The organism is Pseudolysinimonas sp., assembly GCF_044239695.1.
In the GTDB taxonomy this organism is placed as follows: domain Bacteria; phylum Actinomycetota; class Actinomycetes; order Actinomycetales; family Microbacteriaceae; genus Pseudolysinimonas_A.
On sequence record NZ_JBIIAW010000022.1, the window covers coordinates 1 to 14,441 of the forward strand.

At 69.3% G+C, this 14,441-nt stretch carries 11 protein-coding genes; 7 read left to right on the plus strand and 4 right to left on the minus strand.

Annotated features, from left to right (window positions below; translation table 11 throughout):
* Positions 1–81 precede the first annotated feature (81 nt).
* Together ACILQS_RS05290 and ACILQS_RS05295 are read left to right on the plus strand one after the other, a co-directional pair.
* A complete protein-coding gene (locus ACILQS_RS05290; protein ID WP_395639095.1) occupies positions 82–615 on the plus strand; it encodes an isoprenylcysteine carboxyl methyltransferase family protein in 534 nt (177 codons plus the stop codon).
* Positions 612–1,637, plus strand: a complete 1,026-nt coding sequence (locus ACILQS_RS05295) for an NAD(P)/FAD-dependent oxidoreductase (RefSeq protein ID WP_395639064.1) — start codon at positions 612–614, stop codon at positions 1,635–1,637. Before ACILQS_RS05290 ends, ACILQS_RS05295 begins: the two co-directional genes overlap by 4 nt.
* A 95-nt stretch (positions 1,638–1,732) precedes the next feature.
* On the opposite strand, the gene ACILQS_RS05300 is transcribed toward ACILQS_RS05295, so the two are convergent.
* The 4 genes from ACILQS_RS05300 to ACILQS_RS05315 form a co-directional block, all read right to left on the minus strand.
* Positions 1,733–2,428: an HAD hydrolase-like protein gene (locus ACILQS_RS05300; RefSeq protein WP_395639065.1), complete on the minus strand. Its 696-nt coding sequence runs from the start codon at positions 2,426–2,428 to the stop codon at positions 1,733–1,735.
* Positions 2,428–3,471 carry a Fic family protein gene (locus tag ACILQS_RS05305; RefSeq protein WP_395639066.1) on the minus strand — a complete coding sequence of 348 codons (1,044 nt, stop codon included), beginning with the start codon at positions 3,469–3,471 and terminating at the stop codon, positions 2,428–2,430. The genes ACILQS_RS05300 and ACILQS_RS05305 overlap by 1 nt, the downstream gene beginning before the upstream one ends.
* Before the next feature lie 182 nt (positions 3,472–3,653).
* Entirely contained in the window at positions 3,654–4,349 is a 696-nt protein-coding gene (nucS, locus tag ACILQS_RS05310; RefSeq protein ID WP_395639067.1) for an endonuclease NucS, read from the minus strand.
* 18 nt (positions 4,350–4,367) lie between these two features.
* Positions 4,368–5,636, minus strand: coding sequence for an MFS transporter (locus tag ACILQS_RS05315; protein WP_395639068.1), 1,269 nt, complete (start codon positions 5,634–5,636; stop codon positions 4,368–4,370).
* Positions 5,637–5,729: 93 nt separating this feature from the next.
* Between ACILQS_RS05315 and ACILQS_RS05320 the strand changes: the two genes are divergently transcribed.
* The 5 genes from ACILQS_RS05320 to ACILQS_RS05340 all read left to right on the plus strand — a co-directional run bounded on the left by ACILQS_RS05320 (position 5,730) and on the right by ACILQS_RS05340 (position 14,441).
* On the plus strand, positions 5,730–6,794 hold the full coding sequence (locus ACILQS_RS05320) for a LacI family DNA-binding transcriptional regulator (RefSeq protein WP_395639069.1): 1,065 nt from the start codon (positions 5,730–5,732) through the stop codon (positions 6,792–6,794).
* Between the two features lie 130 nt (positions 6,795–6,924).
* Positions 6,925–8,892 carry a M13 family metallopeptidase gene (locus ACILQS_RS05325; RefSeq protein ID WP_395639070.1) on the plus strand — a complete coding sequence of 656 codons (1,968 nt, stop codon included), beginning with the start codon at positions 6,925–6,927 and terminating at the stop codon, positions 8,890–8,892.
* A 32-nt stretch (positions 8,893–8,924) separates the two neighbouring features.
* The gene (locus ACILQS_RS05330; RefSeq protein ID WP_395639071.1) at positions 8,925–9,794 is read left to right on the plus strand and encodes a serine hydrolase; all 870 of its coding nucleotides are present in this window, start codon (positions 8,925–8,927) and stop codon (positions 9,792–9,794) included.
* A 242-nt stretch (positions 9,795–10,036) separates the two neighbouring features.
* On the plus strand, positions 10,037–14,002 hold the full coding sequence (locus tag ACILQS_RS05335) for a collagen-binding domain-containing protein (RefSeq protein WP_395639072.1): 3,966 nt from the start codon (positions 10,037–10,039) through the stop codon (positions 14,000–14,002).
* 124 nt (positions 14,003–14,126) lie between these two features.
* A complete protein-coding gene (locus ACILQS_RS05340; RefSeq protein WP_395639073.1) occupies positions 14,127–14,441 on the plus strand; it encodes a YtxH domain-containing protein in 315 nt (104 codons plus the stop codon).

The following is a 14,441-nucleotide window of genomic DNA, read 5'->3' on the forward strand; positions in this document are numbered from 1 at the left end:
GACGGGACCCACGGCGTGCTGTTCGCGCTCGGCCCGGGGGTCACGAGCGAGTACGTGCTGCTGAGGTGGGCCGCATAGATGATGATCTCGATCAGCGTCGTCCTCTTCACGGTCTTCGTGCTGCTCACCGGGGTCGAGCGCGTCGTCGAGCTCGTCGTGTCGAAACGCAACGCCGCCTGGGCCTTCGCCCGCGGCGGGGTCGAGTCGGGTCGGGGCCACTTCCCGGCGATGGTCGCCCTGCACACCGGCCTGCTGGTCGGGGGGCTCGCCGAGGTGTGGCTGCTCGACCGGCCCTTCATCCCGGGGCTCGGCTGGCCGATGCTCGCGATCGCCCTGCTCTGCCAGGCCGGGCGCTACTGGGTGATCTGGGCGCTCGGCCGGCAGTGGAACACCCGCGTGATCGTGGTGACCGGCCTCGCCCTGCAGCGGCGCGGGCCCTACCGGTTCGGCTGGCTGCGGCATCCCAACTACGTGATCGTCGCGATCGAGGGGATCGCGCTGCCGCTCGTGCACACCGCGTGGATCACCGCCGTCGTCTTCACGGTGCTCAACGCGATCCTGCTGCTCGGGTTCCGCATCCCGGCCGAAGAGAAGGCTCTGCGGGCCGCGGCGTGAGCGACACGCAGGTGCTGATCGCCGGGGGTGGCCCCGTCGGTCTCGCCGCGTCGATCGAGGCCCGGCTCGCGGGACTGGATGTCACCGTCGCCGAGCCGCGCGACGGACCGATCGACAAGGCGTGCGGCGAGGGCCTGATGCCCGGCGCCCTGCCCGAGCTCGCCCGCCTCGGCGTCGACCCGGCCGGGATGCCGATCGCGGGGATCGCGTACTCCGACGGCCGACGGCGTGTCGAGCACCGCTTCGACGGCGGCCCGGGTCGCGGGGTGCGGCGCACCGAGCTGCACCGGGCTCTCCGGGCCCGGGCCGACGACCTCGGGGTGCGGTTCCACGAGGGACGCATCGACGCGGTGCACCAGCGCGCGGGCTTCGTGGAGGCCGTCGGCCTGCGCGCCGACTGGTTGCTCGGGGCGGACGGCCTGCACTCCGCGGTCGCCCGCGAGGTGGGGCTCGCCCTGCCGACACCTCGTGCCCGTCGCCGGTTCGGGCAGCGCCGGCACTACGCGATCGCGCCGTGGTCGGAGTTCGTCGAAGTGCTGTGGACGCCCGCGGGTGAGATCTACCTGACGCCCGTCGGCGACGACACCGTGGGGGTCGCGCTGCTCGCCCGGAGGGGGGAGCACTTCGACGACGCACTCGCCGCCTCGCCCGAACTGGCGGCGCGCCTCCGCGGAGCCGCACCCGCGAGCGACCTGCGCGGCGCCGGTCCCCTGCGGCAACGCACGAAGGGGAGGGTGGCCGGACGCGTGCTGCTCGTCGGGGACGCGTCGGGGTACGTCGACGCCCTCACCGGCGAAGGGCTCAGGATCGGGTTCGCCCAAGCCCGTGCGGCGGTGGCGGCTCTCGTGCACGGCGACCCGAACGCCTACGAAGCCGCGTGGGAACGGGAGACCCGTGACTTCCGGCGGCTCACCGGAGGGCTGGTGCGGCTCGCCGCGTCGCCCCTGCGGGGTGCCGTGGTGCCCGTCGCCTCGCGCCTGCCGGGAGTGTTCGCGGGGGCCGTCGAGCGTCTCGCCCGCTAGCACCAGTGGCGGGTTGAGTGCCGCGCGAAGCGCGGTGTATCGAAACCGGGTACCGCACGACGTGGGGTTTCGATACACCCGCCAGCGGCGGGCACTCAATCCGCGGGAGAGGGCGGGGTGAGTCCGAGCAACGGGAAGAGCTGCGCCGGGTGGTCGACGACGTCGACGGCGCCGACCGATTCCTCCGGGGAGCCGTACCCCCAGGTGACGTAGATCGTCGGGATGCCGTGGGCGGCGGCGCCTTCGACGTCGTGGATGCGGTCGCCGATCATGATGGTGCGCGACAGGTCGGCACCGTTGGCCGCGAGGCGACGGAGCGCCTCCTCGATGACATCCGCCTTCTTGCTGCGCTTCTCGTCGTCGCTGGCGCCGGTGAGTTCGTCGAAGTAGCGGTCGAGTCCGTAGTGCTTCAGCACCAGCGTGGCGGGCGTCTCCGGCTTCGAGGTCGCGAGCGACAGCGGGATGCGGCTTTCCGAGATCGCGCGCAGCACGTCGGGCACGCCGTCGTAGACCGTCGCGTCGAAGACGCCCTCGGAGAGGTAGTGGCCGCGGTAGACGTCGAGCGCACGCTGGGATTCCTCGGCGTCGAACCCGCCGAGGTCGCGGAACGAGTCCAGGATCGGCGGCCCCACCCAGCGCAGCAGCTCGGCGGGGCTCTGGATCGGTGCGTTCAGGTCGGCGAGCGTCTTCGCGAGACTCGCGGTGATGCCGGGCGCGGAGTCGACGATCGTGCCGTCCAGGTCGAACAGCACGGCGGTGTAGTTCCGGGGCACAGCGGGGCGGTCGCTCACTAGAACAGCACCGCCTCGAGCGGCTCGGTGATGATCGGTCCTCGTCGAAGAAGCAGGTCGAAGAAGCGGGTGTTGATGAACAACTTCTCGCGCCCCGCTTTGACTTCGAGCAGGAAGCCCTTCGCCGCCAACGAGCGCAGCCACGAAGTCGCGGTCGGTCGCGAGACTCCCACACGTTCGACCACGTTCCGAATCCGGCAGTAGGGCTGCTCGAAGAGAACCGCGAGGAAGTCGGCGTTGTTCGCGAGTGGGGCGTCGAGCCGAACACGCTCGTGGAACTCGTCTTGCAGCGCCCGGATGTCGTCGATCTTCGCGATCGTCTCGTCCGCGGTGATCCGGACCATTCGGAGCATGTAGATGACCCAATCTTCCCAGCCATCGTGGGCGGTCACGGCCTGAAGGAGGCGGTAGTACTCGGACTTGGTCGCGATGATCGACCGAGACATGTAGAGGATCGGGTGGAGCAGGAGGTTTGCCTCCACGAGCATCAGGAGGTTGAGGATGCGCCCCGTGCGCCCGTTGCCATCGTCGAAGGGGTGAATCGCCTCGAACTGATAGTGCGCGACGGCCATTCGAACGAGTGGATCGAGCGTCGGCATCGAGTGGACGAAGCGTTCCCAGTTCGAGAGTTTCTCGCGAATGATCTCCTGACCCTCAGGCGGCGTGTAGATGACTTCGCCTGTGACCGAGTTGGCGACGCGAGTGCCCGGAAGTCGTCGCACATCCATCTCGCGATCTTGGATGATCGAGCAGACGTCGATTGCCGTCGAGATGTTGAGGGGTCGCCCGCGAACTGACGTCACACCATGATTGAGCGCAGCCCGATAACGCAGAGTCTCCTTGACGGCGGGGTTCGCGCTGTCGTCGGCGTCCGAGAAACGAAACAGCTCGTCTGCGGTCGTGACGATGTTTTCGATCTCCGAGCTCGCTTGCGCTTCGAGGAGCGGAAGAGTGTTGATGAGCACGAGCGGGTTGGGGATGAGCTGGGCCGCCTTGTCGAGCGTCGCGAGAGAGGCCCGAGCCTCGATCGTCGCCTTGAGCACACGCCGAGTCTCGAGCTCATCTCTCGGTGGCAAGTCGGGGAGCTCGTTGTAAGGAAGGTCGGCTCTCCACATGTGTCACAACGTATCAAGTGTCACGTGAAACATGTCAAAAATTGGCACAAATCTTTACACGTTCTCGCGACATGCAAAGTGAGTTTGCGCGGCGCCGGTATCTCTTCGCCTCAGAACAGTCTCGCGTGCCCGGAGTCGAGCCCGCGCATCGCGTCGTAGTCCAGCAACAGCGTGCGGATGCCGCGGTCGGCCGCCAGGGTCAGCGCCTGCGGGGCGATGGCTTGCGCGGCGAAGACTCCGCTGACGGGCGCGAGCAGCGGATCCCGGTTCATCAGCTCGAGGTAGCGGGTGAGCTGCTCGACCCCGTCGATGCCGCCGCGCCGCTTGATCTCGACCGCGACGGACGCGCCCGCGGCATCCCGGGCAAGGATGTCGACGGGCCCGATGGCCGTCATGTATTCGCGGCGCACCAGCTGGTAGCCGTCGCCGAGCAACTCGATCTGCTCCGCGAGCAGGCGCTGCAGGTCGGCTTCGACGCCGTCCTTCTGCAGCCCGGGGTCGACGCCGAGGTCGTGACTCGAGTCGTGCAGGATCTCGTGGATCGAGATCACCAGGATGTCGGCGGTTTTCGCCTGGCTCACCCGCCACAGTTCGACGACCCCGGCGTCCGCGCGTTCTTCGTCGACCTCTTCCACCGAGAAGGTGCACGGCGGGCTCATCCAGTTGAGCGGCTTGTAGGACAGCGAGTCCGCGTGCACGAGCACGCTGCCGTCGGCCTTGAGCACCAGGAGCCGCGTGGCGAGCGGCAGGTGCGCCGAAAGTCGCCCGGCGTAGTCGACCGAGCAGCGGGCAACGACGAGACGCACCCGGTCAGCCTAGGCGGGTCAGGCGGCGGGATCGGTGAAGGTCGGCACGGCGGCCTTGGCGCGCGGGCCGCGCTCCCGCGCGGCGGGGATCGCGAGTCCGGCGACGATGATGAGGCCGAAGACGATCCAGAGCGCGTTGAGGATGCCGATGTGCTCGCCGACGAACCCGATCAGCGGCGGGCCGACCAGGAACGCGCAGTAGGCGATCGTCGCGACGGCGCTCACCCGCGCGGCCGCTCCGACCGGGTCGTCCCCGGCCGCCGACATGCCGACCGGGAAGCCGAGGGCGGCCCCGAGCCCCCAGACGACGATGCCGGCGACCATGATCGGGATGACGGGCACGAGGATCACGACCGCGAGACCGACGGCCGACATCACGACCGCGACGCGGAGCACGGGCACCCGACCGAACTTGTCGAGCAGTGGGACGCCGGCGATGCGACCGACCGTCATCGCCACGCTGAAGACGCCGAACAGCAGCGCGCCCTGGGCGTCGGAGAGCTCCCGGTCGTCGGTCATCGCCAGGGCGAGCCAGTCGTTCGCCGAGCCTTCGGCGAACGCCATCCCGAGCACGAGCACGCCGAGCAGCAGGGTGCGCGGCTCGGCCCAGGCGGCGAGCTGGGCGCGGAAGCCGGAGCGTTCGCCCTCGGCGGCCGCGGTCGCGACCTCGTCGATGACCCGCGGCAGCAGGCGGGGGATGAGGAAGGCGGCGGCGATCAACAGCCCGCCGATCACGGCGAAGTGGCTGGCCGGGATGAAGCCGAGGGCTGCGGCCGCCGCCCCGAGGCCGGCACCCGCCACGGAGCCGAGGCTCCACGACGCATGGAACCAGGGCATGAGCGTGCGGCCCATCTCCCGCTCGACTTCGGCGCCTTCGACGTTCATCGCCACGTCGCAGATGGCCCAGGCCACACCGAAGATCGCCATTCCGCCGATCGCGAGCGGGAAGGAGGGCGCGAGGGAGGTCGCGATCGCCAGCACGCCGAGACCCGAGCAGCCGACCAGGAAGGTCACCACGATCGTGCGCCGGGCACCGAGTCGGTGCACGATCGCCCCCGCGGCGATCAACCCGAGGATCGAGCCGGCCGACATCCCGAAGATCAGGAACCCCACTTGCGCGACGCTCAGCTCGAGGATGTCGCGCACGGCGGGCAGGCGCGAGATCCAGGTGGCTACGCCGATGCCGTTGAGGGCGAAGGTGACGAAGACGCCGAACATGGCGCGACGGAGCGTGCTGGGACGGGCGACGACGGCTCGACGTGCGCGACGTGATTCGGGGTGGGACATGGTGCTCCGAGGTGGTGCGTCAGTGGATGCCAGCGTAGCCGCGGCGAGGATCGAATCGTTTCGATCGAATCGATTCGAGTACGCTAGCAAGCCATGGAGCCGGAGGCAAGCACGAGCCCGCGCCCGACCCTCGCCGCCGTGGCGGCCCGGGCGGGCGTCTCGGTGTCGACGGCCTCCCTCGTCTTCAGCGGCGCCGGCCCCGTCGCCACCGCGACCCGGGATCGCGTGCTCGCCGCCGCCGCCGCCCTCGACTACGGCGGGCCGGACCCGACCGCGAGATCGCTCCGCCGCGGACGCTCCGGCGTCATCGCCGTCGTCACCGAAGACCGGCTCGTCGACGCCTTCCGCGATCCGATGAACCTCGCGTTCCTCGACGGCGTCGCGCAGGCGTTCGGCGACGAGCGCACCGGACTGCTCGTGATCCCGCTCGCCGCAGAGTCGGGGGTCGACCTCTCCGCGCCGCCGATGGATGCCGCGATCCTGCTGGGCTGCAGCCTCGACCTCGGCGCGTCGGTCGAGGTGCTGCGCCGGCGCCGCATCCCGATCGTCGCCGTCGAGGCCGAACCGTTCGACGGCGTGCTGCTCATCGATCTCGACAACCGCGACGCCTCACGTCGGGGTGCCGAGCACCTGCGCGAGCTCGGTCACCGCGACGTCGCGACGGTGACCCTCGCGCTCGACGTCTCGCGCACGCCCGGCCCGCTCACCCCGGAACTCGAGCGCACCGCGACCGGCAACACCACCCGCCAGCGCCTCGCCGGCCTGCGCGACGTCTATCCCGACGCGTGGGGATGGTCGACCTCCGGCAGCTACCTCGCCGACGGGTACACCGCCGGCCTCCGCCTGCTCGACGTGCCCGCGCGGGAGCGACCGACGGCGATCGTCGCGCAGAGCGACCTGCTCGCCCTCGGCGTGCTGCGCGCCGCGACCGACCTCGGCCTCGAGGTGCCGCGGGACCTCAGCATCCTCGGCTTCGACGGCGTGCGCCTCGAGGAGGCCGCGCCGCACGAGTTCACGACCCTCGTGCAGCCGGCCGTCGAGAAGGGCGAGGCGGCGGCCGCGGCGGTGTTCGCGGCGCTGGCCGGCGGCCGTCCCGAGCCGGTGCTGCTGCACTGCGAGCTCCGCGTCGGCACGACGACGGCGCCCTCTCCCCGCTGAGTCGGCTTTCTGTTTTCAGGAGGATGTGGGGCGGGAGTCGTCTCCTGTGACGCGGAACCCCACATCTCCCCCTCCAGCCCCAACATCTCCTGAAAACCGAAAGCGATACGACCGAAATAGGGTGGAGCGCGTGACTGACGCGCTGACCTCCGGAATCGATACCGACGAACTGGATGCCGAGGTGCGTCCGCAGGACGACCTCTTCCGCCACGCCAACGGGAAATGGATCACGCGCACCGAGATCCCGAGCGACAAGGCCCGCTACGGGTCGTTCTACCTCCTCGCGGAGGAAGCGGAGAAGGCCGTGCAGGCGATCATCGAGGAGGCGCAGACCGCCCCCGAGGGCACCGAGGCGCGCAAGTTCGGCGACCTCTACCGATCCTTCATGGATGAGGACCGCATCGAGCAACTCGGATTCGACGCGATCTCGGCCGACGTGGCTGCGGTCGACGCGATCACCGACATCCCCTCCTTCGTCACCACGCTCGGCGAACTCGAGCGCCAGGGCGTCGGCGGATTCCTCCAGGCGTTCGTGGACAACGACCCGGGCGACCCGGAGCGGTACCTGGTGTTCCTCGAGCAGGGCGGCATCGGGCTGCCGGACGAGTCGTACTTCCGCGAGGAGAAGTTCGCCGACATCCGCGCCGCGTACCTGAGCCACCTCGAACGCATGATCGGCATGGCCTTCCGTGGCGACGCCGCTGCCGCCGCGCAGCGCGTGTTCGACCTCGAGACCGAGATCGCGGCGCAGCACTGGGACAAGGTGCGCTGCCGCGACTCCGTCGCCACCTACAACCCGATGACCTGGGAGGGCGCGACGGCGCTCGCCGGCGACGGGGCGTCTCTGCTGGAGTCGTGGATCGCGGCCATGGACGTGCCGGCGAAGGCGTTCGCCGAGGTCGTCGTGCGTCAGCCGTCGTTCCTGGAAGGACTCGCCCCCCTGCTCACCGAGGATCGTCTCGACGCCTGGCGGGACTGGCTGCGGTGGCAGGTGATCCGCTCCTCGGCGCCGTACCTGCACCGCGCGGTCGTCGAAGCGAACTTCGACTTCTACGGCAAGACCCTCACCGGCACCCCGGAACTGCGCGCCCGGTGGAAGCGCGGCGTCTCGGTCGTCGAAGGGGCGATGGGTGAAGCCATCGGCCGGGTCTACGTCGAACGGCACTTCCCCGGAGCGGCCAAGGTCGCGATGGACGATCTCGTGGCGAACCTCGTCGCCGCCTACCGCGACAGCATCGAGAACCTCGAGTGGATGACCGACGCCACCCGGGAGCGGGCCCTCGACAAGCTGGGCAAGTTCACGCCGAAGATCGGCTACCCCGAGAAGTGGCGCGACTACTCGACGCTCGCGATCGACCCCGACGACCTGGTGCTCAACATCCGTGCCGTCGCCGAGTTCGACTTCCAGCGCGAGCTCGGCAAGATCGGAAAGCCGATCGACCGCGACGAGTGGTTCATGACGCCGCAGACGATCAACGCCTACTACAACCCCGGGTTCAACGAGATCGTGTTCCCGGCCGCCATCCTGCAGCTGCCGTTCTTCGACGAGACCCGGGATGCCGCCGCCAACTATGGCGCGATCGGCGCGGTCATCGGGCACGAGATCGGGCACGGCTTCGACGACCAGGGGTCGCAGTACGACGGCGACGGGAAGCTCACCGACTGGTGGACCCAGGACGACAAGGACGCGTTCCAGGCGCGCACCGCCTCGCTGATCGCCCAGTACGACGCCCTCGAGCCGCAGCAGCTGCCCGGCCACCAGGTCAACGGCGCGCTCACGATCGGCGAGAACATCGGCGACCTCGGCGGGCTGGGGATCGCCTGGAAGGCCTACCTCCTCTCTCTGGATGGCCAGGAGCCCCCCGTCGTGGACGGGCTCACCGGCGGCGAACGGTTCTTCCTCGGCTGGGCCCAGGCCTGGCGCACGAAGCTGCGCGACGAGGAGGCGCTGCGTCTGCTGTCGATCGACCCGCACTCCCCCGCGGAGTTCCGGTGCAACCAGATCGTCCGTAACATCGACGTGTTCTACGACACCTTCGGCGTGACCGCCGATGACGCTCTCTGGCTCGACCCGGAAGACAGAGTCACCATTTGGTAGAAACCCAGGCTGGGCCCCAGCGCCGCGACCGCGTGCGCTCCTCCCGCGTGCCCCAGCACCGGGAGACCCAGCCGGTCGAGGACTTCTCGGCCACCTTCACCGCCCTCGGCGACCTCGCCTACGACGGCGCCCAGGTGTCGGCTTCGGTCACCGACCTCGACACCGGCAAGACGCTGGTGGCGATCGACGAGCGCATCGTGTTGCCGACCGCCAGCATCGGCAAGATCCTGCTGCTCGTCGAGGTGTCGGCTCGTCTCACCGCCCGCGACTTCTCGGGCTACGGCATCCTCGACAAGTCGCCGCGGGACTCCGTGGGAGACAGCGGCATCTGGCAGCACCTCCAGGCGCCGTCGCTGCCGGTCGCCGACCTGGCGACGCTCGTCGGGGCGACGAGCGACAACATCGCCACCAACGTGCTCTTGCGCCAGGTGGGACTGGATGCCGTCCGCGCCCGCACCGAGTCCCTCGGGTTGCTCCGCACCGCTCTGCTCGATCTCGTGCGCGATTCCCGGGGTCCGGATGACGCCCCCCAGCTCTCGGTCGGCTCGACCGCCGAGCTCTCGTGGCTGTTCGCGGCGCTCGCCCGCGGGGAGATCGTCGACACTCTCACGTCGAGCCGAGTGCTCGGCTGGTTGTCGCTCAACGCCGACCTGTCGATGGTCGCGAGCGCGTTCGGCCTCGATCCGCTCGCCCACCGCGGCACGGACCACGGCGTGCTGCTGGTCAACAAGACCGGAACCGACACCGGCGTGCGCTCCGAGGCCGGCGTGCTGCGGGGCCCGCGTACGGCGGTCTCCTACGCCGTGTCGGTGCAGTTCAACGACAGCGGCCTCGCCGCGCGGCTCCGCGTGCTCGACGCCCTGCGGGTCATCGGGCTCGACATCCTCGAGTACGTGCACTGACCCCACCGGTCCCCCAGACGGGGGACCCCCCGGACTGGGACGTGTCCGCACAATGGGGGACCGCTTAGCGTGGCTGAGGCGACAGGCAGCGAACCCGAAACTCGCTGCCACCCCAGGTCGTCACACCCCCGCAGTCCCCCGCTATCCCCCTTCTCGACGCGATCCCGTCCGGGCCCCGCCGGAGCGTCGAAGACCTGAGTCGAGCCGGTCACGCGCTCGGCGCTACCCTTTGAGGTTCCCCCGTGCTCAAGCGCTTCCTTGCCGTGCTCGCCACCGCCACCCTGGCGATCGGCCTGGCCCTCGGCGCGGCCATGCCGGCCTCCGCCCACACGCCCCAGGCGACGGCGACGTGTTCGACGCTGACGGTCAAGATGGACGCCTACGGCAGCGGCACGACCAACAAGCTGAAGGTCACGATCGACGGCGATGTCGTCGAGAACACGACCTTCGGCAACTCGTTCGCCGCAAAGGTCTACACGTTCTCCGGCACGGTCGCGCACACCTGGGTCGTCGAGGTCGACGCGCAGGACGCCGGCTGGGACCGCCTCGGCAAGGACGCGCTGACGGGCACCACGAAGCCCTGCACCACGGCCCAGTGCACCAACCCGTTGACGGGTCTCAACAACTTCACGATCGTCACCGAGACGACGCTGACCGTCTCGAACGGCGGCGCGCACGTCGAGGGCACCGCCGCGGTGGGCACCGACCTGATCGTCAACAACGCGTACCACGTGCAGAACAACCACGACAACACCGGGCTGCCCGTCGTCGACGGCAAGACCACCGGCCTCCTGGTCGGCGGCAAGGTCACCCTCGCCACGACCGGCGAGGCCTTCCAGGTGAACGCCGGAGCGACCCGGGTCGGCGACACCGCCGGCGCGGCGGTCGTCGACGGCTCCCGCTTCCGTCCGGTCGCCGCGCAGGACAGCTTCATCCGGATGTCGGCCGACGCGACGCTCTCCGACGTGACGGGCAGTGGTCTCTTCGCGTCGACCTTCCCGAACCTGTTCACGAATCTGCGTGCCAGCTCCGACGCGATCGCCAACTACAACTCGGGCGACGTCAACTTCGTCACCACGACCGCGAACGGCGGCGACGGTCAGAAGGTCACCCTCAGTGCCGGGGTCGTCAACGTGCTGCGGGTCACCCCCACCCAGCTCTCGGCCATCACGAAGCTCTGGTTCGACGGCGGTGTCTCGCCGAGCTCGTCGACGCCGTTCATCATCGATGTCACCGGCAACAGCACGGTCACCGCCTCCGCGCCGGTGCTGATGAACATCGACGCCCACTACGTGCTCTGGAACTTCAAGGCCACGACCCTCAACCTCTCGACCAGCGAGTTCGTCAAGGGGTCGATCCTCGCCCCGCGGGCCCAGCTCAACCTGACCTCGGGCGGCATCGAGGGCCAGATCGCGGCGAAGTCGATGGTCGTTACGAGCGTCGGCGAGATCCACCACATCGGCTACACGTCCTGCGTCACCCCGCCGACCTCGGTCTCAGGTGCCGCGACCTCGACGGCGGAGATCTGCGACTCGACCGTCTACGCCGTGTTGCCGGGCTCGGTCACCGCGACCGCGAAGACGGGCGTCGTCTACCAGCTGTGGAACGCGGCGAAGGACGCGAAGATCGCCGACCTCGTCGCCGGCACCGCGTACGCGATCGGCGACGGCACCTACTCCGTCAAGGTCCTGCCGGCGAGCACCTCGTACACGGTGTCCGACGCCAACACCTGGATCACGGTGACCGTCGGTGCCTACACCGGGGACTGCACCGCCCCGCAGAACGTCACCGGGGCCGCGGTCGCGAGTGCCGAGTACTGCGACGTGGCCGACTACACCGTCAAGCAGGGGTCGATCACCGCCACCGCGAAGACCGGCGTGAAGTACGAGCTGTGGAACGCGGCTCAGACGACGAAGATCGCCGACCTGACCGGGGGCACCGCGTACCGCACCGACGACGGCACCTACTCGGTGAAGGTCCTCGCCGCGAGCGCCTCGTACGTCGTCGCCCCCGGCAACACCTGGATCACGGTGGTCGTCGGCGCCTACACCGACCCCTGCGCCGAGTCGGTGACGGGTGCGGCCATCGCGACGGCCGAGACGTGCGACACCACCAGCTACGACATCACGCAGGGCTCCGTGATCGCGACCGCGAAGACGGGCGTGAAGTACGAGCTGTGGAACGCGGCTCAGACGACGAAGATCGCCGACCTGACCGCGGGCACTCCGTACAAGGTCGGCGGCGGCACCTACTACGTGAAGGTGCTCGCGGCCAGCGCGTCGTACCAGGTCGCCTCGGCGAACACCTGGATCCAGGTCGTCGTCGGCGCCTACACGGGCATCTGCGCCCAGGACGTGTCGGGTTCGGCATCGGCCAGCGCCGAGTTCTGCGACAGCAACGTCTACGAGGTCAAGCCCGGCTCGATCACGGCGAACGCCGCGACCGGCGTCACCTACGAGCTGTGGAACGCCGCGAAGACGACCAAGATCGCCGACCTCACCGCCGGCACCGCGTACGCCACCGGCAACGGCACCTACCAGGTGAAGGTCCTGCCCGCGTCGAGCAAGTACGACGTCGCGGCCGACAACACCTGGATCCAGGTCGTCGTCGGAACGTACACCGGCACCTGCGCCGAGGGCGTCTCCGGCTCGGCCGGCTCGACCGGCGAGGTGTGCGACCCGGCCGACTACGAGATCGCGAAGGGCTCGGTGACGGCCAACGTCGCGACCGGCGTCATCTACGAACTCTGGAACTCCGCGAAGACGTCGAAGATCGCGAACCTCACGGCGGGCACCGCCTACCAGGTCGACAGCGGCACCTACTTCGTGAAGGTGCTGCCGGCGTCGAACAAGTACGACGTGGACCCCTCCAACACCTGGATCCAGGTCGTCGTCGGCACGTTCACCGGCATCTGCGCCGAGGACGTGTCGGGTGCGGCGTCGGGATCGCCGGAGACCTGTGACACGACCGACTACGAGATCGCGAAGGGCTCAGTGCTCGCCACCGCCGTCACCGGTGTGACGTACGAGCTGTGGAACGCCGCGAAGACGACGAAGATCGCCGACCTGACCGGCGGCACCGCCTACGCCGTCGATGGCGGAACCTACTTCGTGAAGGTCCTTACGACGACCGACAAGTACGACGTCTCGAGCGCGAACACCTGGATCGAGGTCGTCGTCGTCGACTACACCGGGCTCTGCGCCCAGGATGTCTCGGGCGCGGCCATGAGCGCCGCCGAGAGCTGTGACGCGTCCGATGCGAAGAAGCCGGTGGTCGCGAAGGGCGCGGTCACCGCGACCGCCGCGGCCGGCGTGACCTACGAGCTGTGGGATGTCACCAAGACGACGAAGATCGCGAACCTGACCGCGGGCACCGCGTACGGGGTCGGCGGCGGCACCTACTTCGTGAAGGTGCTCCCCGCGACGGACAAGTACACGGTCTCCGGCCCGAACACCTGGATCGAGGTGGTCGTCGCGACGAACACCGTCGTCTGCGAGGTGATCGGCGACCCGACCCAGTTCGAGCAGTGCGTGCCCGATCTGACGGATCTGACGAAGTCCACCTGGACCGCGTCCCTGACGATCGTCGCCGCGCAGCACGTCGAGTACCGCGTGTACCTCAGCAACGGCACCACCTGGGTCGACCAGGGCATCTGGGCCGCGGGTCGGTACGACGCCGGCACCGCGAAGTTGCCCTACGGCAGCGTGGTGCAGGTCGTCGCCCAGCCCGAGTCGGGCTGGAGCCTCCTCGCCCCGAAGAGCTGGGAGTTCACCTTCCAGAAGGCCGTCGACTGCAACCTGCCGACGTTCGGCACGGTGACGCCCGAGGTCGTCTTCGCGCAGACCTGTGAGGCGGGCGCGAGCTACAAGCTGGCGATCGCCGGCGGCGTGCCCGGCTCGGTCCTCTGGTCGGTGAACGGCGGACCGCAGACGACCCAGCTCGGCACGTTCTCGACGAGCGCTCCCGGCACCGTGAAGATCGTCGCCACCCCGGCCACGGGCTACGGGTTCGACGGGAACGGCTTGCCGCGGACGTTCGAGAAGACCTTCACCGATGCCGCGCTGTGCGACCTCGAGACCCTGGCCTTCACCGGCCAGAACGTCACGGGCTACCTCGTGATCGCGGTCATCCTGTTCCAGGCCGGCCTGGCGCTGGTCGCCGTGCAGTTCGTCCGAGCCCGCCGTCGGGCCCGCCACCTGGCGGTCTGACCCCGCTCGGATCGCATACGCCGACCGGCATGGGTGTGAGCGCGCGGGTGTCAACCCCCGGGTTCACGTCCATGCCGCTCGGCTAGGGTGAGGGTCTGACTTTCCCGAAGAGAAGGAGTTGCACATGAAGGGCAAGATCCTCTTCGTGGCCGGGCTGGGCCTCGGATACGTCCTCGGTACCCGCGCAGGTCGCGAGAAGTACGACCAGTTGAAGACCGCCGCACTCAAGGTCTGGAACGACCCGCGTCTGCAGAAGCAGGTGGATGCCGCCCAGGACTTCGTCAAGGACAAGGCGCCCGAGGTGGCCGAGTTCGTGAGCGATGGGGCGAAGACCCTCGTCGACAAGGTGTCGGGCAAGAGTTCGACTCCCGCGAAGAAGCCCGCCGCCCGTAAGCCGGCCACCGGCCCCGCGTCGTCGAGCTCCACGACCAAGTCCTGA